The sequence below is a fragment of the Salmonella sp. SG203 genome, from assembly GCF_013350575.1.
Classification (GTDB): Bacteria; Pseudomonadota; Gammaproteobacteria; order Enterobacterales; family Enterobacteriaceae; genus Salmonella; species Salmonella enterica.
In genome coordinates, this window is record NZ_SNMT01000017.1 from 34,418 (window position 1) to 56,856 (window position 22,439).

Sequence of the window (22,439 nt, forward strand, 5' to 3'; positions counted from 1 at the left end):
AATCAACGACCTGCCAAAATCGTTGGTAAAATGTATGCCGCCTCTGTTCACCATTAATGCCTGCAAAAGCGCTGGTTGTCGCAATCTTGGGCTGCCTGACTCGCCGGATTATGTGTGGCCGGACTATCGCCTGGGTTATCCGGCATTGCATTGTCGAGCCTGCGGCAGTTATCCGCCGCTCTTCAACGAGGGGGAATTTCGCCGCTGGGCGTCTGCTTATATCGCGCAATATGCCAAAGAGCATGGTCACTTTTGCCCCGACTGCTATCAAAAAACATGGATTCGTTATGGACGTAATCCCGGCGGAACGCAGCGACTTCAGTGCCAGTACTGTAAGAAAGTCTGGACGCCAAAACAGCACGCGCTGAATGTCGCCGAAACGCCGGAACAGATTTGCAGTATTCCGCTGCTCGTACCGTTTCAGGGAGCGAATGCCTTCCAGCAATTGTATTTTTTATTCAGTTTTGACGCTGTTCGCGGCAATATTCTTCACCTTTCCAGCAATTTCACGTTACTTTCTGCCGGAAAGAGTTTGCATTACCACTGGAAAGGAATTGCGCCGCCCGAGGGCGAGAAGGGCGATATTATTCACCGTATCGCCATTAAAGAACGGCAATTTTTACAGCGCAGTCAGTTCGATGAGATTCAGTATGGCCCGGCGGCGCTTAAACGTAACGCGCAAGGAACAATACTTCGCCCGGTCATTACGGCGCATGGTCATTTTCGGGTGCTGAAAAACCGCTTTCCTGATGTCGCGACACACATCATTGCCCATGAGTGTTTTTTGCGCGGCGCGGTCATTACGGCATGGGCGGAGCGGTTTCGCCAGCGTCTCTCCTCGCTGTGGTTCGTTGAGGAAGAGATAAACGATGACGATTGCCGCGCAGAGTGGCAACTGTTAGGCAAAACATGGCAGGGATGGTGGCAAAATCAGTGGCAACTCTGGGGGCAAGGTCACAACCGCAAAATGGTCTGTTCGTTAACCGGTTCCCACTTAGAACAAGGTGTCGCCGTTAATCTGGCGGCTAGTCGCCGCTTTGTTACCTGGCTATGGCAACAACCTGAATTCCAGCAAAGCGCCCACTATTCCGCCAAACGCGTCACGCAAATTCTGTATTTGCTGACGGAAAAATATAACTCACAATGGAATCACATTTAACCCAATGATGTAATGCCACGCATAAAAAATCACAGATTATCATTCAGAAGGCGCTATAGATTTAATCACCTCACATCCTACTTTTATACGCTGAAAAAGAATAGAACTATTTGATAAAATGGCCCTTCGTTTTAAGTTAAAATTGACTATAAACGTTATTCACATAATCAATATTTATTATCAATTTAAATAGTTCTATACATTCTTATTTTCTATGGAAAACAAGGGATAAATATGGAAATTACTTTACCGTCAATGTCAGATAAAAAATGGACCTGCGCCGATCTCCTGAGTAGCTATCGATTCTGGGGGATCACTTTTTTCTTTTTGGTGCTCTCTTTTATCAGTTCGCTGGGATCGTCGTATGGTGTTTATTTTTGGAGTAAATCACTGTCTATTCCAGCCGATCGTATTGGTGTTATTCTCGTTGGCGGCCAACTGGGATACCTCCTGGGTATGGTTGCCAGCTGGTTTGTCTGCCGTATAAAAAATTGTTACCCCTTCTACTTTGTTGCGCTCCTGTTAATCATTGGCGTGGTCTGTTCCTTCTGCATAAATGGCCCGTCTGACGTAGTCAGGCTTATCATAGCGCAGTTTTTAATTAATCTGGGTATGGGGATCGTAACGCTGTTAGTCCCCATGCTGCTTTTCAGCGCTATCGGCAGTGCTCAGACATTTGTTATTTTATTTAGCCTCTGCTTACTGTTCAAATTTATCATCGCTGGCTATCTGTCTATATTTATATACTCAATTCCTTATATAGGAATAATCGTAATTACTTTAGCGGTTATCGCGCTTTTGCTACTATTACCGCTCAAAAAAGAACTTTTCTATATTGCACCGCCCAAAAGGTTCTCATCAACCCAGCGACCTGAGTGCGCAGAACCCCTTGTCGTCGCATTATTGGCCTTTTTCATTCCATTTTATATTATTTATTGGTTCTTCAGAATTCACCGGGAAATGCAATTTGTGGCGCCTTCGCCCCGACTCATGACCGCATGTGGCGCGGGATGGCTGTCAGCCATTATGCCGTTTGGCACAGCCATATTGTGTCTGACGCTTAGCGACGAAATCCGCGATCTGCTGGCGAATAAAAACGAAGATGGCGGAATACGAACCGGCTGGACACTATTCTGGGCGTTACTGCTACCACCCGTCGGCGCGGCGATTATCCAGGCAAAAATGAACCGTTTTATTACCGCTAATACCGCGGATACTGCTGACAGAGGATAAACATGGAAGGTTTTGAGCTATTTCCAAAAATTAAAGGCGCGATCAAATGGATGGCCGAGCACAGTGACTCGGTAATTCATTTTGGCTGGAATGTTGTTGCCGCCATCATTCTACTTTTCATCGGTAAGTTAATAGCTCGCTTACTATCGAGGGGGCTGGAAAAATTACTTCTTAGGCGGCAAGTGGATGCCACTATTGTCCACTTTTTCTCCGCGCTGGTTCGCTACATCACGATAGCTTTCACGGCAGTAGCCGCTCTTGGCCGTATCGGTATAGAAACCTCCTCAATTATTGCCGTTATCGGCGCGGCGGGTTTAGCCATTGGTCTGGCGTTGCAAGGGTCACTTTCCAACTTTGCCGCAGGCGTACTGCTTGTCTCCCTGCGTCCTTTCCGCGCCGGGGAAATTGTACAAATTGGCCTGGTTATCGGCACAGTAGAAAAGGTCCATATTTTCTCCACCACTCTGCTCACTGCGGATAGCAAAGAAGTTGTCATCCCGAATGGTAAAATTATTGCTGATAATATTATCAACTATTCACGACACCCCTATCGACGTATTGATCTGATTATTGGCGTGGATTACCAAAGCCGTATTGCTGACGTAAAAAACGTGATACATCGTATTATTGAGCAAGATCATCGCATTGATAAAACCCGCGATATTACGGTCCGCCTGGGCGAACTTGCGCCCTCTAGCCTGAATTTCTATGTTCGCGTATGGGTGCCCAACGCTCAGTACTGGAGTACTTACTACGATCTTCTGGAAAATATCAAGGAAGCAATGGATGAAAATGGCATCAATATTCCTTACCCCCGGATGGATGTCCGGGTTGAGAATGTAAAAAGCATCACGCCATAATGTTTCGTCAGCAATCGGATAGCGCTTCGTATATCAGTATCTACAGAATGACTGCATAACGTATTGATGAGGGAGCGAAGCGCAACCTGGCGCTTCGCTCACGAACTTGCCTTTATTACAGCAACTGCGCCAGGCGGTTGATATCCGACTGAATCGCCCCGGCGGTCACATCGCGACCCGCGCCCGGCCCACGGATCACCAGCGGGTTATCGCGATACCAGCGGCTTTCAATAGCAAAGACATTATCGCACGGCAGCAGCGCCGCCAGCGGATGTTCCGGACGCACCGCTTCAACGCCGACGCGCGCTTTGCCATTGGCGTCGAAACGCGCCACGTAACGCAACACCAGCCCCAGTTCGCGGGCTGCCTCCAGACGCTGCACCATCTGTTCATTCAGCGCGTCGCCGTTTTCGAAAAAGTGATCGATAGACCCTTCTTCACAATGCGCCGGCACCAACGATTCTACACGCACCTGATCCGGCTCGATGTCGTATCCCGCCTCGCGCGCCAGAATCACCAGCTTACGCATGACATCTTTTCCGGAAAGATCGACGCGCGGATCGGGTTCCGTCAGCCCCTGCTGCCAAGCCTGATCCACCAGATCGGTAAACGGCACCGTACCGTCAAATTGCAGGAACAGCCAGGATAGCGTCCCGGAGAAGATCCCGCTGATCGAGAGAATCGTATCGCCGCTGTCAATCAGATCCCGCACCGTGTGGTTGATCGGCAATCCCGCGCCCACGGTGGCGTTATACAGCCAGTAACGCCCGGTTTTTTCAAACGCGTCATGAATCTGGCGATACTTATCGCTGGCGCTTGCGCCCGCCAGTTTATTGGCGCTAATCACATGAAAACCGTGGCTGGCGAAATCCAGATACTGATCGGCCAGTTGCTCGCTTGCTGTCACATCCAGCACCACTAAATCATCATACGGATGCGCACGCATCCACAGGAATAGCGACTCTTCGTCCTGCTCAACGGCTTCATCATCAAAGAATGCCAGCGCGCGGCTGGCGTCCAGCCCTTCATAATTCAGCAGGCTACGGCGGCTATCCACCACGCCCGCCAGCACAAATTCAAAACCAGTACGCGCGGAAAGCGTGCTTTGTTCACGGGCAAACAGTTCCAGCCAACGGGAGCCGATGTTCCCCTTACCGAACAGCATCAGGCCAATGCGTTTTTCGGCGCGGAAAACAGACTGATGCAGCCCCTGAATCAGGCTCTCAGTCGGGCCGGTACGCAGCACCGCCACCAGACTGATGCCCTCCTCCGACTGCCAGGTAAACTCCACTGGCTGACCTTTCAACTGCTGCCAGAAGCGATGGCAGTGTAGCGGATTGCGAGTAACGCCCGCACCGACCATCGCCACCAGCGCCAGCCCCTGCCGCAGGCGCAATTCGCCCGGCAGCCCGACATCTTCGAGGAGTTTCAGTACGCTATCCGCTACCTCGGCGGTATAGCAGAACTGCAATAGCTGGCGATCGCGATGCACGCCCACCGCCAGCGGACGCGCCTGCGCCCGTTTTAAAATTTGGTCGAGCTCTTTATGCGCCAGCCTGAAATCCTGGCTGGCGGGCACCTGAAACTCAATCAGACAGATATCATCGTGACTGGTCACGATACGCGCGCCCGTCCCGGAAGCCAGCACTCGTTCAATTCGGGTTGACCCTTGATCCGGCGTGTAGCTACAGCGCAACTGCAAATCGATATCGCTGCCGGACACTGGCTGTAGCGTACGGGCGTGCAGAACAGGCGCCGCCAGACGCGCCAGCTCGCTGGCTTCGTCCAGACGCAGCAACGGCAGCAGGCAGGCATCTTTCACTTTGCGCGGGTCGGCGCTATAAACGCCCGCGACATCGCTCCAGATGGTCACGCGGGAAACGCCCGCCAGCGCGCCGATTTGCGTGGCGGAATAGTCGGAACCGTTCCGGCCTAACAGGACCGTTTCGCCGTCGTGATTGCGGCTGATAAAGCCGGTCACGACCAGACGTTTGCCAGGATGCTGCGCCAGTAGCTGTTGCAATAAAGGATAAGATAGCCCTTCATCAACCTGCGGCTGTGCGGCGCGTTCGGCGCGTAAAAATGCGCGCGCGTCCAGCCAGGCGGCATCCAGACCCTGCTGATTCAGGACGGCGGACATCAATCTCGCCGACCAAATTTCGCCGTGTCCGACGATCTCAGCATAGACGGCATCCGTTACGCCGCCGTCGAGCAAGGCGGCAAGACGTTCCAGATCGCTGATAAAAGCGCTGGTTAAGTCATCTGCCGCGTCGGCGGGAAGCAGCCCGCTAATCAGATCGCACTGGTAGCGGCGTAACGTCTGTAATACCTGATGCGCAGAAAGGCGATCGGTCTGGCTTAACTTGAGCCAGCTAATCAACTGGTTGGTGGTACTGCCTGCGGCGGACACTACCATCATATCGTCAGGCTGCGAATACTCCGCCATAATGCCTGCGACACGCAGGTAACACTTCACATCCGCCAGACTACTGCCGCCAAATTTATGCAGTTGACGACCTTTCGCCCCTGCCTGCGCAATCACACTCATGTTTACCCCTTGTTTGCAGCCCGGAAGCCATTTTCCAGGTCGGCAATTAAATCTTCGCCATCTTCAATACCGGTGGAGATACGCAGTAGCGTTTCGGAGATCCCGGCGGCGGCACGCGCCTGCGGCGACATACCGGCATGCGTCATGGTGGCGGCGTGAGAGATCAAACTTTCCACTCCCCCTAAAGATTCCGCCAGCGTAAACAGCGACAGCCCGCCCAGAAAACGACGCAGCGTCTCCTCATCCCCATCCAGTTCAAAACTCAACATTGCGCCAAAGCCTTTTTGCTGGCGCGCGGCAATTTCATGCCCCTGATTTTCCGGCAGCGACGGGTGATACAGTTTTTTCACCAACGGCTGGGTTTGCAGATATTTCACAATCGCCTGCGCGTTGCGCTGCGCCAGCTCCATACGCGGCACCAGAGTTCGCAAACCGCGCAGCAGCAGATAGCTATCAAACGCCCCGCCGGTCACGCCAATATTATTCGCCCACCACGCCAGTTCAGTGACCATTTCCGGATCTTTAGCAATCACCACGCCGGCCACGACATCCGAATGACCGTTGAGATATTTCGTGCATGAATGCAACACCAGATCGGCACCCAACGCCAGCGGATTTTGCAGCGCCGGGCTTAAAAACGTGTTATCAACGACGCTCACTGCGCCCGCCTCGCGCGCCAGCCGACAGATTTTCGCAATATCCACCACGCGTAACAATGGATTACTTGGACTTTCTACCAGTACCAGCTTCGGTTTTTCTTCCAGCGCCGCCTGTAAGGCGCGTTCATCGCCCTGATCGACAAACCGCACACGATAACAGCCGCGTGTCGCCAGACTGTCAAACAGACGATAACTGCCGCCATAGCAATCATGCGGCGCGACCAGCAGATCGCCCGGCTTGAGGAAAACGGTGGTGACCAGATGAATCGCCGACATGCCGGTATTCGTCAATACCGCGCCCGCGCCGCCTTCCAGTTCCGCTAATGCGCGCTGAACAACATCACGCGTGGGATTACCGCGGCGGGAATAATCATGCGCGCGCGGCTCATTGAAACCGGTAAAGTTATAGGTACTGGAGAGATGGATTGGCGGCACAACGCAGCCGTATTGTTCGTCATCGTTTAATCCGCTACGCACTGCGATAGTGGCCTGTTTACGCGTCATATGAAGATATTCCTGGCTGAGTCGGTGAAAGTCAGGCCACAGATTAACCACTACCACAATAGACGTCAATACATCTGGACATCTAAACTTCTTTGCGTATAGATTGAGCAAACCGCAAATAGCCGTTAAAATTATATGCATTAGCGCACATCTGCGACCGCTAACTTCGTGTCAGGGCCGCGCCACTACGGTAAACTACGCGCGATTATGGTCCGGGCTCAGGTTCAGACCTCAATATTAATGACGAAGAGGATTAAGTATCTCATGGCTGAATGGAGCGGCGAATATATCAGCCCATACGCTGAGCACGGTAAGAAGAGTGAGCAAGTCAAAAAAATTACGGTTTCCATTCCTCTGAAGGTGTTAAAAATCCTCACCGATGAACGTACGCGTCGTCAGGTGAACAACCTGCGCCACGCCACCAACAGCGAGCTGTTGTGTGAAGCATTTCTGCACGCCTTTACCGGGCAACCCTTGCCGGATGATGCCGATCTGCGAAAAGAGCGCAGCGATGAAATCCCGGAAGCGGCAAAAGAGATCATGCGTGAGATGGGGATTGACCCGGAAACGTGGGAATACTGATAACAAAGCATGCGGTCAGAACGCCTCTGGCCGCGCTTTTTTAACGATTTCCCCTGTACACGGCTATCTCCGACATTGTTCTAAACGTTCATCTTCCCGAATAGCCCTCGGTGGATAAATTTGTCAGACATGATAAGTTTCTCTTCGTTATTTTCCTGAAAAAATTCCCGGCATGCCATAATCGATATAATTTTATTATATTTAAACTTCCAATATTTATTTAATGTTTCACGTAGCAAAGCGTACATGAATAATAATACACCGCCATATATTTACTGAATAAATAGTACAACGATGATTATTGTTAAAAAGACCATGAACACCTCATATTTGTGACCAACATCATTATTCCCCTCCGCGGATTGTTTTACTTTTTTAAATGTTTTTTCATCTCCGATAAATAAGAAGGTTAATATACATTCATTTTATCGATAATATCGAATGGGGAAATAAATATGTTATTTACAAGGAAAGTCTTACCTGTATTATGCTGCCTGTGTTTGAGCGGCAGCGTTTTGGCCTCAGGCGTTTTAGACCCAAACAGGCCAATGGTCGCATCAGCAGATGTCATTCCAGTCCATGAGGGGCCATTAGGTATGGTCGATGTCGCCCCCTACGGCGGCGTTTTCCCATTAACAGCAATCATTAATAAAGCCAATCATAATGTACAGAACGTGAAGGTTACCGTTTTAGGGAAAGGGGAAAAAGGTATCCCGATCAGTTATGATGTCGGCCCGCAGGCTATAAATACCCATGACGGCATACCTGTATTTGGCTTGTATCCAGATTATGTCAATAAAGTTAAAGTTGACTGGACTGAAGAAGGTAAAAAACAAACTTATACGTGGTCCATTTACGCCGCACCGGTATCATTACCCTCTACTACCGGGCAAACTGCCGTTCTTCCTACGGTAGAACCGGTTAAAGTCGATAGCTCGCTTAAAAATCGCTTATATCTTTTTAACCATATAACGGGGATGCCAAGAGCCGGCCACATTATGCATGTCGCAGGCGGCGCGGCGAACTGGGATTATACCGGTATCAACTGGATTAGCGATACGAATGGCGATGTTCGCGGCTATATGAATATTGATAAATTCCGTAACCAGGATGATATAACGCGCTTTGGTTCCATGATGGGCTTCCATCAGGTTAACGATGGCAATCTTATTTTTGGCCAGGGTCAACGTTACTTTAAATATGATTTCTTAGGCCGCGTTATTTCTGATAAACGACTGCCAAAAGGATTTATTGATTTTTCGCACGCCATTACCGAAACGCCGAAAGGCACCTACCTGCTGCGTGTCGCAAAAGAAAATTATCCATTAAATGGTAAATACACCATCAATACGGTGCGTGATCATATTCTTGAAGTTGACCAGAACGGCGATACCGTCGATTACTGGGATCTGCCAAAAATCCTCGACCCCTATCGTGACGACGTTATTCTGGCGATGGATCAGGGAGCGGTATGTTTGAGCGTCGATGCCGAACATTCCGGTCAGGTCATGACCAAAGAGCAGCTTGCAAAACAACCCTTCGGCGATATCGCGGGCTCCGGCCCGGGCCGCAACTGGGCGCATGTTAACTCCGTCAGCTACGATCCTCGCGACGACAGCATTATCATTAGCTCGCGCCACCAGTCTGCCATCATCAAAATTGGCCGCGATAAAAAAGTGAAATGGATACTTTCCGATCCATCCGGCTGGAAAGGCGAACTGGCGAAAAAAGTGCTGAAACCCGTAGACAGCAACGGTAAACCGCTAACCTGCGAAGCGCACCACTGCGACGGTGGATTTGACTGGACATGGACACAACATACCGGTTGGTTAGTGCCATCCAAAAGCACCGGAGGTAAAACCGTCGTGACCGCCTTTGATAACGGCGATGCGCGCGGCATGGAACAACCGGCCATGCCGTCAATGAAATATTCCCGCGGCGTGGAATATCAGATTGACGAAAAAAATATGACGGTTTCCCAAATGTGGGAATATGGTAAAGAGCGCGGTTTTGACTGGTACAGCGCCATTACTTCCGTCACGGAATATCGCCCGGAAACCAAAACGATGTTCATGTACTCGGCTACAGCGGGAATGAGCGGTACAAAACCGATCGTTTCCGTTCTGGATGAAGTCAAAGACGGTACTCAGGATGTGATGCTGGAGCTAAAAGTACACAGTAACCGTGCCGGTATGCTGGGTTATCGGGCGCTGATTATCGATCCAGAGCAGATGTTTAAAAAATAAAGCGAGATAGTAAAAGTAAAACAGGCGGAAGCTAACTTCCGCCTGAATGGTTAAAACGTATTGTAGTTATGACATTCGCCTTATTGCCCTCGAAGAGGAATGCAAAAATATCAATGAATTACCAATCCGGCACCGACCCGATAAGCGCAGCGTCATTAGACAAACGCCACAACATACCGCGCCTTTGCTGGTGATATGTCATGAAAAATCTCTTTATCGCCTGGATAAGTTTATTGCTATATGGCTGCACAACCTTTCCACAAGCCGTAAAACCTACGACAGGCGGACAGCCCTCCCCGACGGAAATCTATATCGTCAGTCATGGCTGGCACACGGGAATTATTGCGCCGGCCCATGATGTTAATACCGTTCTGCCACAGCTTAAAAAACGGTTCGCTCAGGAGACGCAGTGGTATGAAATCGGCTGGGGCGATAAGGGCTTTTATCAGTCACAAGAAATAACCACCGCGCTTACGCTCCAGGCCATGTTCTGGTCATCCGGCGCGGTTATGCACATCGTCGCCTTTTCCGGTAAACCAGAACGCTATTTCGCCGGTAGCGAGATAAAATCACTGCTCCTGCACACAAACCAGCGTAACAGTCTGATGCGTTATCTGGGCCGCAGCTTTGCGCGTGACGAAGGGGGTAATCTGATTCCGTTAAAACAAGGAATTTACGGCGATAGCCAGTTTTACGCCGCGAATGGCCGCTACGGCATACTCAATACCTGCAATAAATGGACAGCGAAGGGGCTGGAAAGCGCGGGACTAACTATAAATCCTTCGTTAAAACTCACGGCAGGAAGCGTAATGAAAGCGATTACGGATCACAGAATGTGTCTGAACAAATACTGTTATCCCTAGAAAACAAAAAAAGCGCCCTGCGGCGCTTTTTTTCTGGCGGTAACTTATTTGCTGCCAGGGATGCTGAAGCGCTTGTTGAAGCGCTCAACACGACCACCGGTATCAACAACACGCTGCTTACCAGTGAAGAACGGGTGGCATTTGCCGCACACGTCCAGGTTCAGGTCGTGACCCACGGTAGAGTGGGTTTTGATAACATTACCGCAAGAACAGGTTGCAGTAATTTCTACGTAATTCGGGTGAATACCTTTTTTCATGGGGAACCTCAGTGTAAGGCCGCGTCGCTCTTCCAGCCCTAACGCCAGACACCACGCGAAGTTAATAGTAAAGGGTTTGATGCTCACAACACGCACCAAAGGCGGCGAATCATACAGAATTTGACCACCGTATGCAAACTGATCCGCGCTCCCTTATCGTAATGTGTATACTACCCGACGAAATTTCAAGTCAGGAAGATGCTATGTCCGTCGCGCACGTTGCCTTGCCCGTTCCGCTTCCCCGAACCTTTGATTACCTGCTGCCGGAAGGCGGGGTCGCCAAAGCCGGGTGCCGCGTGCGCGTGCCATTCGGCAAGCAGCAAGAGCGCGTGGGCATTGTCGTCTCGGTTAGCGACCACAGCGAATTGCCGCTCGATGAATTAAAATCGGTCATTGAAATCCTGGATAACGAGCCAATCTTTTCTCCCTCCATCTGGCGCTTACTCCTCTGGGCGGCGGATTACTACCACCATCCCCTCGGCGACGTTCTGTTTCACGCTCTGCCGGTTTTACTGCGTCAGGGAAAACCAGCCAGCAACGCGCCTCTATGGTATTGGTTCGCCACCGAAGAGGGGCAAGCCGTCGACATCAACAGCCTGAAACGCTCCGCCAAACAACAACAGGCACTGGCGGCGCTGCGGCAAGGAAAGATCTGGCGCTATCAGGTAGCCGAGCTTGATTTTACTGACGCCACGCTGCAAACGCTGCGGCGTAAGGGGCTTTGTGAGCTTGCCAGTGAAGCGCCCGCGTTTACCGACTGGCGGGAGCATTATGCCGTCGCAGGAGAGCGCCTGCGGCTGAATACCGAACAGGCGACAGCAGTCGGCGCGATTCACAGCGCGTCGGACGGTTTCTCCGCCTGGTTGCTGGCAGGCGTAACCGGCTCCGGCAAGACCGAAGTGTATCTGAGCGTGCTGGAAAACGTCCTCGCCCAGGGCAAACAGGCGCTGGTGATGGTGCCGGAAATCGGCCTGACGCCGCAAACGATCGCCCGTTTTCGCGAACGTTTTAACGCGCCGGTGGAAGTGCTGCATTCCGGGCTAAACGACAGCGAGCGTCTTTCGGCATGGCTGAAAGCGAAAAACGGCGAAGCGGCGATTGTCATCGGCACGCGCTCCTCGCTGTTTACGCCGTTTAAAAATCTTGGCGTGATTGTCATCGACGAAGAGCACGACAGCTCTTATAAACAGCAGGAAGGGTGGCGCTACCACGCCCGCGATTTGGCAGTGTATCGCGCCCATAGCGAGCAGATCCCGATTATTCTCGGCTCCGCCACCCCAGCCCTGGAAACGCTATGTAACGTGCGGCAGAAAAAATACCGGATGCTGCGTCTGACGCGGCGCGCAGGCAACGCCCGCCCAGCTCTGCAGCATGTGCTGGATTTAAAAGGCCAGCGTCTTCAGGCGGGACTGGCGCCCGCCCTTATCGCCCGTATGCGCCAACATCTCCAGGCCGACAATCAGGTAATTTTATTTCTTAACCGCCGGGGATTCGCGCCCGCGCTGCTTTGCCACGACTGCGGCTGGATTGCAGAGTGCCCGCGTTGCGATCACTACTACACGCTGCACCAGGCGCAGCATCATTTACGCTGTCATCACTGCGACAGCCAGCGTCCGGTACCGCGTCAGTGCCCCTCCTGTGGCTCCACACATATGCTACCGGTTGGGTTAGGGACGGAACAGCTGGAGCAGGTGCTGGCGCCCTTCTTCCCCGGCGTGCCGATCTCACGAATCGACCGCGATACCACCAGTCGTAAAGGCGCGCTGGAGCAGCATCTGGCGGAAGTTCACCGCGGCGGAGCGCGCATTCTGATAGGCACACAAATGCTGGCGAAAGGCCATCACTTCCCGGACGTCACGCTGGTGGCGTTGTTGGACGTCGATGGCGCGCTTTTTTCCGCAGATTTTCGTTCGGCGGAACGCTTCGCCCAGCTCTACACTCAGGTTTCCGGTCGCGCCGGGCGCGCGGGCAAACAGGGCGAAGTGGTGCTCCAAACGCACCATCCTGAGCATCCCCTGCTGCAAACGTTACTGTATAAAGGCTATGATGCGTTTGCGGAACAGGCGCTGGCGGAACGGCAAACGCTCCAGCTTCCGCCGTGGACCAGCCACGTCATTATTCGCGCAGAGGATCACAACAATCAGCAGGCGCCCGTCTTTCTCCAGCAGTTGCGTAATCTGATTCAGGCCAGCCCGCTATCAGACGATAAGCTGTGGATCTTAGGTCCGGTTCCGGCCCTCGCGCCAAAACGCGGCGGCCGCTATCGCTGGCAAATTTTACTTCAGCATCCTTCACGGATTCGCCTGCAACACATCATCAGCGGCACGCTGGCGTTGATCAATACGCTCCCTGAAGCGCGGAAAGTTAAATGGGTTCTGGACGTCGATCCGATTGAAGGATAGTCCTCACGATGCGAGGCGGATCGTAAAATTAAAGATCCATCACACTTTTTATGAAAATTCTGTAACCGCTTCCACGCACTATCTGATAAAAATGTTTTCGATGAGTGTTACCAGGGATAGATCTGCGCCAGCAGTTCCCAGGCGAGGAGAAAGAGTGAAATCGAACAAGCAGGTTACTGCCGCTACGATGAAGGATGTTGCGTTGAAGGCGAAAGTCTCTACGGCAACCGTATCCCGCGCGTTAATGAACCCCGATAAAGTCTCCCAGTCGACCCGTAGCCGGGTTGAACAGGCCGCGCTTGAAGTGGGTTATTTCCCGCAGTCGATGGGGCGAAATGTAAAACGCAATGAATCCCGTACGATTCTGGTGATTGTCCCGGATATTTGCGATCCCTTCTTCAGTGAAATTATCCGCGGTATCGAAGTGACCGCGGCAGAACAGGGGTATCTGGTGCTGATTGGCGATTGCGCCCATCAAAACCAGAAAGAAAAAACCTTTCTTAATCTCATCATCACCAAACAGATCGACGGCATGGTACTTCTCAGTTCCCGGCTGCCCTTTGACGCCAGCGTTGAGGAGCAGCGCAATTTGCCTCCGATGGTGATGTCGAATGAGTTTGCGCCTGAGCTTGAACTGCCGACGGTACATATTGATAACCTGACCGCCGCGTTCAACGCCATGAATTACCTGTTGGATTTGGGCCACAAGCGGATTGGTTGTATTGCGGGGCCGGAAGATATGCCGCTCTGTCACTATCGCTTACAAGGTTACGTACAGGCATTAAGACGCAGTGGCATTGTGGTCGATCCGCATTACATCGCCCGTGGCGACTTTACCTTTGAAGCCGGGGCAAACGCATTAAAGCAGTTGCTTGAGCAACCGTTGCCGCCTACCGCCGTCTTTTGTCATAGCGACGTAATGGCGCTGGGCGCCCTCTCCTGGGCCAAGCGCCAGGGTCTGAAAGTGCCTGACGATCTGTCGATTATCGGCTTTGACAATATCGCGCTGGCCGAGTTTTGCGACCCTCCGTTGACAACCGTGGCGCAGCCGCGTTTTGACATTGGTCGCGAGGCGATGCTGCTGTTGCTCGATCAGATGCAGGGGCAAAATGTGAGCAGCGGCTCGCGTTTAATGGATTGCGAGCTGATTATTCGCGGTTCTACGCGCGCTTTACCCTAAAGTAAATAGCTTTAAGACTCACCTGTCTGGTCAAAGGCCCGCCGCTTCAGTAACATGACGGGCTGACGAACGAATAAATACAGCGAAACGATAGTGGCACAACGAGATTATGTACGTCGCGGCCAACCGGCTCCTTCGCGGCGCAAAAAGAGCACCTCACGGAACTCACGGAAGAAGCAAAGCAACATGCCTGCCGTCTCGCCGGCAATGGTCGCGATTGCGGCAGCCGTCCTTGTGACCTTTATCGGCGGTCTGTACTTCATTACTCACCATAAGAAAGAAGAGTCCGAAACGCTACAAAACCAGAAAGTCACCGGCAATGGGCTTCCGCCAAAACCGGAAGAGCGCTGGCGTTACATCAAAGAGCTGGAAAGTCGCCAGCCGGGCGTGCGTACGCCAACGGAACCGTCCGCCGGCGGCGAAGTCATGAATCCGAATCAGCTCACCAGCGAGCAGCGTCAACTCCTGGAACAGATGCAGGCGGATATGCGTCAGCAGCCAACGCAACTTAACGAAGTGCCGTGGAACGAGCAGACGCCAGAACAACGCCAGCAAACGCTACAGCGCCAGCGTCAGGCGCAGCAGCAGCAGTGGGCTCAAACGCAGCCTGTTCAGCAACCACGTACGCAGCCGCGGGTAAACGAACAGCCGCAAACGCGCACGGTACAGTCCGCCCCGGCGCAACCTGCGCGCCAAAGTCAGCCGCCGAAGCAGACGGCCTCGCAGCAACCTTATCAGGATTTGCTGCAAACGCCGGCGCATACCAGCGCGGCAGCGCCGAAAGCCGCGCCAATTACGCGCGCGCCTGAAGCGCCGAAGGCGACAGCAGAGAAAAAAGATGAACGTCGCTGGATGGTGCAATGCGGTTCATTCAAAGGCGCCGAGCAGGCAGAAAGCGTCCGCGCTCAGCTGGCGTTTGAAGGCTTTGACTCCAAAATTACCACCAATAACGGCTGGAATCGCGTGGTTATCGGGCCGGTTAAGGGTAAAGAAAATGCCGACAGCACCATTAACCGTCTGAAGATGGCGGGCCATACAAACTGCATTCGACTCGCCACCGGGGGTTGAAACCCTCAAAATCTCCCCCATCTATACTTGCATTATGCCCCGTACGCCGTACGGGGCCGCAATTCAGCATTAGTAACCAAGGGGTCTGCTCGTGACAACAATAGTAAGCGTACGCCGTAACGGCCACGTGGTAATCGCCGGTGATGGTCAGGCCACACTGGGTAACACAGTAATGAAAGGCAACGTGAAGAAAGTCCGCCGCCTCTACAACGACAAGGTCATTGCGGGCTTTGCGGGCGGTACTGCGGATGCATTCACGCTGTTCGAGCTGTTTGAACGTAAACTGGAAATGCATCAGGGGCACCTGGTCAAAGCCGCCGTTGAACTGGCGAAAGACTGGCGTACCGACCGTATGCTACGCAAACTGGAAGCGTTGCTGGCCGTCGCGGATGAAACCGCTTCGCTCATCATCACGGGTAACGGCGATGTCGTGCAACCTGAAAACGATTTAATTGCTATCGGCTCCGGCGGTCCTTATGCCCAGGCTGCCGCTCGCGCTCTGTTGGAAAATACCGAGCTCGGCGCGCGCGAAATTGCTGAAAAGGCGTTGGATATTGCAGGCGATATCTGCATTTACACCAACCATTTCCACACCATTGAAGAATTGACCGCCAAAGCGTAAGGACCTCTCATGTCTGAAATGACCCCACGCGAAATTGTCAGCGAACTGAACAAACACATTATCGGCCAGGATAACGCAAAGCGTTCCGTGGCGATTGCATTGCGTAACCGCTGGCGTCGTATGCAGCTTGATGAAGAGCTGCGCCACGAAGTAACGCCGAAAAATATTCTGATGATTGGCCCGACCGGCGTCGGTAAAACCGAAATCGCCCGTCGTCTGGCAAAACTCGCCAACGCGCCGTTCATTAAAGTCGAAGCCACCAAATTCACCGAAGTGGGCTATGTCGGGAAAGAAGTGGACTCTATCATCCGCGATCTGACCGATGCCGCGGTGAAAATGGTTCGCGTACAGGCTATCGAGAAAAATCGCTATCGTGCGGAAGAGTTGGCGGAAGAACGTATTCTCGACGTGCTGATCCCACCCGCAAAAAATAACTGGGGCCAGGCCGAACAGCAGCAGGAGCCTTCTGCCGCCCGTCAAACGTTCCGCAAAAAACTGCGCGAAGGCCAGCTCGACGATAAAGAGATCGAGATTAACCTCGCCGCCGCGCCGATGGGCGTAGAGATTATGGCGCCTCCGGGCATGGAAGAGATGACTAGCCAGTTGCAGTCTATGTTCCAGAACCTGGGCGGTCAGAAACAGAAACCGCGTAAGCTGAAAATTAAAGACGCGATGAAACTGTTGGTTGAAGAAGAAGCTGCTAAGCTGGTCAACCCGGAAGAGCTGAAACAGGACGCTATCGACGCGGTTGAACAGCACGGCATCGTGTTTATCGATGAAATTGACAAAATTTGTAAGCGTGGCGAAACCTCCGGCCCGGATGTTTCACGCGAAGGCGTACAGCGCGACTTACTGCCGCTGGTAGAAGGCTGCACGGTTTCGACCAAACACGGGATGGTCAAAACGGATCATATTCTGTTTATCGCCTCTGGCGCGTTCCAGGTGGCGAAGCCGTCTGATCTGATCCCGGAACTGCAGGGCCGCCTGCCGATTCGCGTTGAGCTTCAGGCGCTGACCACCAGCGATTTCGAACGCATTTTGACCGAGCCAAACGCGTCCGTCACCGTGCAGTATAAAGCGCTGATGGCAACTGAAGGCGTCAATATCGAGTTCACCGATTCCGGTATTAAACGTATTGCCGAAGCCGCCTGGCAGGTTAACGAAACCACCGAAAACATCGGCGCGCGCCGTCTGCATACCGTACTGGAGCGTCTGATGGAAGAGATTTCCTATAACGCCAGCGATCTGCACGGCCAAAACATCACAATTGATGCGGAATATGTGAGCAAACATCTGGATGCGCTGGTCGCAGATGAAGATCTAAGCCGTTTTATCTTATAATCGCGTCCAATGCATTTTCATCACTGTTGATGGGGCTGAAAAGCCCCATTTTTATTGGCGCTAAATATGACTGAACAACAACAAATTAGCCGCACCCAGGCCTGGCTGGAAAGCTTACGACCCAAAACCTTACCTCTCGCCTTCGCGGCGATTATCGTCGGTACGGCCCTGGCATGGTGGCAAGGCTATTTCGATCCTCTGGTCGCGCTGCTGGCCCTTATCACCGCCGGGCTGTTGCAAATTTTATCCAACCTCGCCAACGATTACGGCGACGCTGTCAAAGGCAGTGATAAACCGGATCGCATCGGGCCGCTGCGGGGGATGCAAAAAGGCGTCATCACCCGGCAGGAGATGAAGCGGGCGTTAATCATTACCGTCGTGCTGATCTGTATCTCCGGACTGGCGCTGGTGGCGGTCGCGTGCCATACGTTAACCGATTTTGTCGGCTTCCTGATTTTGGGCGGGCTGTCGATTATCGCCGCCATCACCTACACCGTGGGTAATCGGCCCTACGGTTATATCGGGCTGGGTGATATCTCTGTCCTGGTATTCTTTGGCTGGCTAAGTGTCATGGGGAGCTGGTATCTCCAGGCGCATACGCTGATTCCGGCGCTGATTCTCCCGGCCACCGCCTGCGGTTTACTGGCGACGGCGGTGCTGAATATTAATAACCTGCGCGATATTAATAGCGACAGAGAGAACGGCAAAAACACCCTTGTAGTACGACTGGGCGATGTCAACGCGCGTCGTTATCACGCCTGCCTGTTGCTAGGCGCGCTGCTCTGTCTGGCGCTGTTTAATCTGCTCTCGCTACACAGTCCGTGGGGATGGTTGTTTATTCTGGCCGCGCCCTTGCTCATTAAACAAGCGCGCTATGTAATGCGCGAAAGGGAGCCTGCGGCAATGCGCCCGATGCTTGAACGTACCGTTAAAGGCGCGTTGTTAACCAACCTGTTATTTGTGATTGGGATACTCTTAAGTCAGTGGGCCGTTTAACTGACAAATATCAATTAACAATTGATGATTTTGCCAACAGTATACTTAGCGCGATATACTAAAAATTCTCGCAGCAACTGAACGTTAAGCCTATGAAATACGATACTTCCGAGCTTTGTGACATCTATCAGGAAGATGTCAACGTCGTGGAACCGCTGTTCTCTAATTTTGGAGGGCGGTCGTCGTTTGGCGGACAAATCATCACGGTAAAATGTTTCGAGGACAACGGGTTGCTGTACGATCTGCTCGAACAAAATGGCCGTGGTCGGGTTCTGCTGGTCGATGGCGGCGGTTCTGTCCGTCGTGCATTAGTCGATGCGGAGCTGGCGCGTCTGGCCACGCAAAATGAATGGGAAGGGCTGGTTATCTATGGCGCGGTGCGTCAGGTGGACGATCTGGAAGAGCTGGATATCGGCATTCAGGCGATCGCCGCCATTCCGGTTGGCGCCGCAGGTGAAGGCATTGGGGAAAGCGATGTGCGCGTCAATTTCGGCGGCGTGACGTTCTTCTCCGGCGATCATCTCTATGCCGACAACACCGGGATTATCCTTTCCGAAGACCCGCTTGATATCGAGTGATCAAAAAAGGTGCCGTAAGGCACCTTTTTTATGCGTTGTCGCTGATTGCCGGATGGCAGCTTACGCCTTATCCGGCCCACCGGTATCCGCATTCTAAATCCTCTATAGATTTCGCGTCAGGGCAAGGCGGCAAGTAAGTGAATCCCCAGGAGCATAGGCCACTATGTGACTGGGGTGAACGCACGCAGCCAACGCCGCCATAACGTGAAATATGACGAGGATTAGACTTCTTCCATACGACCAAGCAGCGCCTGCAAACGTTCCTGCCAGCCGCTCTGCTGTTCCTTCAGAGAATTATTTTCACGCTCGAGTTCTTCACGCTGATGCTGTGCAGACTGCACTTCCTGCGTCAGGCTGTTGTTCTTTTCTTTCAGCTCTTCAATTTCCATCTGTAACAGGGTGATGGTGTCAATCGCCTGCTGTACTTTTGCTTCCAGTTTCTCAAACACTTCTAAAGACATGATCTTACCTCTCCTGAATTGCAAGGCGACGCTTCACGTAAACGCGCACAATATATAGTGTCGATTGTATGAAGCCCCGCTCTCGCTGTCCAGCGACATACCGCGTAGATCGCGGTTTGGAGCAATTTTCATCCATCTCCTGGTAACATTCATTCAATAACTTAAAAGTGTTAACATATTGGTTAATGAAATGATTCAATTCACTCTCTTCTGCTGTCTCAAAATGCGCCTCATGGCGCGATAACGCTCATTTTATTGACACAGTACACACATTTTGATTTCGATATTTCTCGTTTTTGCTCGTTAACGATAAATTAACAGTGTGCCTACAGGGCATCGTGGATGTCCATGACCTCCTCGCATACCAATAATCATTACATACTCTTCAGGATCCGATTATGAGTCAAACATCAACCTTAAAAGGCCAGTGCATTGCTGAATTCCTCGGTACCGGGTTGTTGATTTTTTTCGGTGTGGGTTGTGTCGCTGCGCTTAAAGTTGCCGGAGCTACTTTTGGACAGTGGGAAATCAGCGTCATCTGGGGTCTGGGGGTAGCGATGGCTATCTACCTGACGGCAGGTGTTTCTGGCGCACACCTGAACCCGGCAGTGACCATCGCACTCTGGCTATTTGCCTGTTTCGACAAACGTAAAGTTGTTCCTTTTATTATTTCTCAAGTTGCCGGCGCCTTTTGCGCAGCGGCGTTAGTTTACGGGCTTTATTACAATCTTTTTGTGGACTTCGAACAAACCCACCATATCGTCCGTGGCAGCGTTGAAAGTCTCGATCTCGCAGGCATTTTCTCAACTTACCCGAATCCTCATATCAATTTTGTGCAGGCCTTCGCGGTTGAAATGGTGATTACCGCTATTCTGATGGGGCTGATTCTGGCGCTGACCGACGACGGCAACGGCGTACCTCGCGGTCCGCTTGCGCCACTGCTCATTGGTTTACTGATCGCCGTTATCGGTGCCTCTATGGGGCCGTTGACCGGGTTTGCGATGAATCCGGCGCGTGACTTTGGCCCCAAAATGTTCGCCGGGCTTGCCGGCTGGGGTGAAATTGCGTTTACCGGCGGTAGAGACATTCCTTACTTCCTGGTGCCGCTGTTTGGCCCCATCGTCGGCGCCATTCTGGGCGCGTTTGCTTATCGCAAATTTATTGGCCGTCATTTGCCGTGCGATACCTGCGTCGTGGAAGAGAAGGACTCCACCGCGACCACACAACAAAATGCTTCGCTGTAATCTGATTACGGGACAAAATTATGACTGAAAAAAAATATATCGTTGCGCTCGACCAGGGTACCACCAGCTCCCGCGCGGTCGTTATGGATCATGACGCGAATATCGTCAGCGTATCACAGCGTGAATTTGAGCAAATTTATCCTAAGCCAGGCTGGGTAGAACACGACCCGATGGAAATTTGGGCGTCCCAAAGCTCAACGCTGGTAGAAGTGCTGGCTAAGGCCGATATCAGTTCCGATCAGATTGCCGCTATCGGTATCACCAACCAACGTGAAACCGCGATCGTCTGGGAACGTGAAACCGGCAAACCGATATACAACGCTATTGTCTGGCAGTGCCGTCGTACCGCCGATATTTGCGAACAGCTTAAACGCGACGGCATGGAAGATTACATCCGCGACAATACCGGTCTGGTCGTCGACCCGTACTTCTCTGGCACTAAAGTGAAATGGATCCTTGACCATGTGGAAGGTTCGCGCGAACGCGCGAAGCGTGGCGAACTGCTGTTCGGTACGGTGGATACCTGGCTTATCTGGAAGATGACGCAGGGCCGCGTCCACGTTACGGATTACACCAACGCCTCACGAACCATGCTGTTCAACATCCATGATTTGGACTGGGACGATAAGATGCTGGACGTGCTGGATATCCCACGCGCGATGCTGCCCCAGGTACGTAAGTCCTCCGAAGTCTACGGCCAGACCAATATTGGCGGTAAAGGCGGTACACGTATTCCTATCGCCGGGATTGCCGGGGATCAGCAGGCCGCGCTATTCGGCCAACTGTGCGTAAAGGAAGGAATGGCAAAGAATACCTACGGCACCGGCTGCTTTATGCTGATGAACACCGGCGAGAAAGCGGTAAAATCGGAAAACGGCCTGCTGACCACCATCGCCTGCGGCCCAAGCGGCGAAGTCAACTATGCGCTGGAAGGCGCGGTGTTTATGGCGGGAGCGTCCATTCAATGGCTGCGTGATGAAATGAAGCTCATCAGCGACGCGTTCGACTCCGAATATTTCGCCACGAAAGTGAAAGATACCAACGGCGTCTACGTGGTTCCGGCCTTCACCGGTCTGGGCGCGCCGTACTGGGACCCGTATGCCCGCGGCGCCATTTTTGGCCTGACCCGCGGCGTGAACTCTAATCACATTATCCGCGCGACGCTCGAATCCATCGCTTACCAGACCCGCGACGTACTGGAAGCGATGCAGGCCGACTCCGGTATCCGCCTGCACGCTCTGCGTGTGGACGGCGGCGCAGTGGCCAACAACTTCCTGATGCAGTTCCAGTCAGATATTCTCGGCACGCGGGTGGAACGCCCGGAAGTGCGCGAAGTGACCGCGCTGGGCGCCGCCTATCTGGCTGGCCTGGCCGTCGGTTACTGGCAGAACCTGGACGAGCTGCAGGAAAAAGCCGTCATTGAGCGAGAATTCCGCCCCGGCATTGAAACCACCGAGCGTAACTACCGTTACAGCGGCTGGAAGAAAGCGGTTAAACGCGCAATGGCGTGGGAAGAGCACGACAAGTAAGGTCGCCATCCGGCAAAATCTTTGTGCGGAGGCAACTCCGCACACACATCAATTATTCCCTCCTTCCCCTGTGCTACACTGCGCGCCACTCCTTTTTGCTACGAGTT

At 52.6% G+C, this 22,439-nt stretch carries 19 protein-coding genes; 15 read left to right on the forward strand and 4 right to left on the reverse strand.

Annotated features, from left to right (window positions below; genetic code table 11):
• Positions 1–34 precede the first annotated feature (34 nt).
• The 3 genes from HV477_RS20105 to mscS all read left to right on the forward strand — a co-directional run bounded on the left by HV477_RS20105 (position 35) and on the right by mscS (position 3,252).
• On the forward strand, positions 35–1,159 hold the full coding sequence (locus HV477_RS20105; RefSeq protein ID WP_001134808.1) for a hypothetical protein: 1,125 nt from the start codon (positions 35–37) through the stop codon (positions 1,157–1,159).
• 234 nt (positions 1,160–1,393) lie between these two features.
• The gene (locus HV477_RS20110; RefSeq protein WP_023245395.1) at positions 1,394–2,392 is read left to right on the forward strand and encodes a hypothetical protein; all 999 of its coding nucleotides are present in this window, start codon (positions 1,394–1,396) and stop codon (positions 2,390–2,392) included.
• Between the two features lie 2 nt (positions 2,393–2,394).
• Positions 2,395–3,252 (forward strand): small-conductance mechanosensitive channel MscS, encoded by an 858-nt coding sequence (gene mscS / locus HV477_RS20115; RefSeq protein WP_000398243.1) that lies wholly within the window; start codon positions 2,395–2,397, stop codon positions 3,250–3,252.
• A 115-nt stretch (positions 3,253–3,367) separates the two neighbouring features.
• On the opposite strand, the gene HV477_RS20120 is transcribed toward mscS, so the two are convergent.
• Positions 3,368–5,800, reverse strand: coding sequence for a bifunctional aspartate kinase/homoserine dehydrogenase II (locus tag HV477_RS20120; RefSeq protein WP_079899253.1), 2,433 nt, complete (start codon positions 5,798–5,800; stop codon positions 3,368–3,370).
• Between the two features lie 2 nt (positions 5,801–5,802).
• Entirely contained in the window at positions 5,803–6,963 is a 1,161-nt protein-coding gene (gene metB, locus HV477_RS20125) for a cystathionine gamma-synthase (protein ID WP_000197213.1), read from the reverse strand.
• Between the two features lie 264 nt (positions 6,964–7,227).
• On the opposite strand from metB, the gene metJ reads away from it, so the two are divergent.
• The 3 genes from metJ to HV477_RS20140 all read left to right on the forward strand — a co-directional run bounded on the left by metJ (position 7,228) and on the right by HV477_RS20140 (position 10,654).
• Positions 7,228–7,545 carry a met regulon transcriptional regulator MetJ gene (gene metJ / locus HV477_RS20130; RefSeq protein WP_000852811.1) on the forward strand — a complete coding sequence of 106 codons (318 nt, stop codon included), beginning with the start codon at positions 7,228–7,230 and terminating at the stop codon, positions 7,543–7,545.
• 455 nt (positions 7,546–8,000) lie between these two features.
• Positions 8,001–9,791 (forward strand): aryl-sulfate sulfotransferase, encoded by a 1,791-nt coding sequence (locus tag HV477_RS20135; protein ID WP_079899254.1) that lies wholly within the window; start codon positions 8,001–8,003, stop codon positions 9,789–9,791.
• 200 nt (positions 9,792–9,991) lie between these two features.
• Positions 9,992–10,654 (forward strand): TIGR02117 family protein, encoded by a 663-nt coding sequence (locus tag HV477_RS20140; RefSeq protein ID WP_023261633.1) that lies wholly within the window; start codon positions 9,992–9,994, stop codon positions 10,652–10,654.
• A 44-nt stretch (positions 10,655–10,698) separates the two neighbouring features.
• Here HV477_RS20140 and rpmE read toward each other — a convergent pair whose 3' ends face one another.
• Positions 10,699–10,911, reverse strand: a complete 213-nt coding sequence (gene rpmE / locus HV477_RS20145) for a 50S ribosomal protein L31 (RefSeq protein ID WP_000715284.1) — start codon at positions 10,909–10,911, stop codon at positions 10,699–10,701.
• A 203-nt stretch (positions 10,912–11,114) separates the two neighbouring features.
• Here rpmE and priA point away from each other — a divergent pair, with 203 nt between their 5' ends.
• From priA to rraA, 7 genes are all read left to right on the forward strand, one after another.
• Positions 11,115–13,313, forward strand: coding sequence for a primosomal protein N' (gene priA, locus HV477_RS20150; protein WP_000109389.1), 2,199 nt, complete (start codon positions 11,115–11,117; stop codon positions 13,311–13,313).
• Positions 13,314–13,467: 154 nt separating this feature from the next.
• Positions 13,468–14,493 (forward strand): DNA-binding transcriptional regulator CytR, encoded by a 1,026-nt coding sequence (gene cytR, locus HV477_RS20155; RefSeq protein ID WP_000841337.1) that lies wholly within the window; start codon positions 13,468–13,470, stop codon positions 14,491–14,493.
• Between the two features lie 93 nt (positions 14,494–14,586).
• Positions 14,587–15,561 carry a cell division protein FtsN gene (gene ftsN, locus HV477_RS20160; protein ID WP_000068811.1) on the forward strand — a complete coding sequence of 325 codons (975 nt, stop codon included), beginning with the start codon at positions 14,587–14,589 and terminating at the stop codon, positions 15,559–15,561.
• A gap of 91 nt (positions 15,562–15,652) precedes the next feature.
• Positions 15,653–16,183: an ATP-dependent protease subunit HslV gene (gene hslV / locus HV477_RS20165; RefSeq protein ID WP_000208240.1), complete on the forward strand. Its 531-nt coding sequence runs from the start codon at positions 15,653–15,655 to the stop codon at positions 16,181–16,183.
• Positions 16,184–16,192: 9 nt separating this feature from the next.
• The gene (gene hslU / locus HV477_RS20170) at positions 16,193–17,524 is read left to right on the forward strand and encodes an HslU--HslV peptidase ATPase subunit (RefSeq protein WP_001293360.1); all 1,332 of its coding nucleotides are present in this window, start codon (positions 16,193–16,195) and stop codon (positions 17,522–17,524) included.
• Positions 17,525–17,590: 66 nt separating this feature from the next.
• Complete coding sequence (gene menA, locus HV477_RS20175) at positions 17,591–18,520, forward strand: 1,4-dihydroxy-2-naphthoate polyprenyltransferase (protein ID WP_000139639.1); 930 nt, start codon at positions 17,591–17,593, stop codon at positions 18,518–18,520.
• Positions 18,521–18,612: 92 nt separating this feature from the next.
• Positions 18,613–19,098: a ribonuclease E activity regulator RraA gene (gene rraA / locus HV477_RS20180; RefSeq protein WP_000872918.1), complete on the forward strand. Its 486-nt coding sequence runs from the start codon at positions 18,613–18,615 to the stop codon at positions 19,096–19,098.
• A gap of 221 nt (positions 19,099–19,319) precedes the next feature.
• Here rraA and zapB read toward each other — a convergent pair whose 3' ends face one another.
• Positions 19,320–19,559 carry a septal ring assembly protein ZapB gene (zapB, locus tag HV477_RS20185; protein ID WP_000051370.1) on the reverse strand — a complete coding sequence of 80 codons (240 nt, stop codon included), beginning with the start codon at positions 19,557–19,559 and terminating at the stop codon, positions 19,320–19,322.
• A 398-nt stretch (positions 19,560–19,957) separates the two neighbouring features.
• On the opposite strand from zapB, the gene HV477_RS20190 reads away from it, so the two are divergent.
• A complete protein-coding gene (locus HV477_RS20190) occupies positions 19,958–20,803 on the forward strand; it encodes an MIP/aquaporin family protein (RefSeq protein WP_000084285.1) in 846 nt (281 codons plus the stop codon).
• Between the two features lie 20 nt (positions 20,804–20,823).
• Entirely contained in the window at positions 20,824–22,332 is a 1,509-nt protein-coding gene (glpK, locus tag HV477_RS20195; RefSeq protein ID WP_001523753.1) for a glycerol kinase GlpK, read from the forward strand.
• Positions 22,333–22,439: the final 107 nt, after the last annotated feature.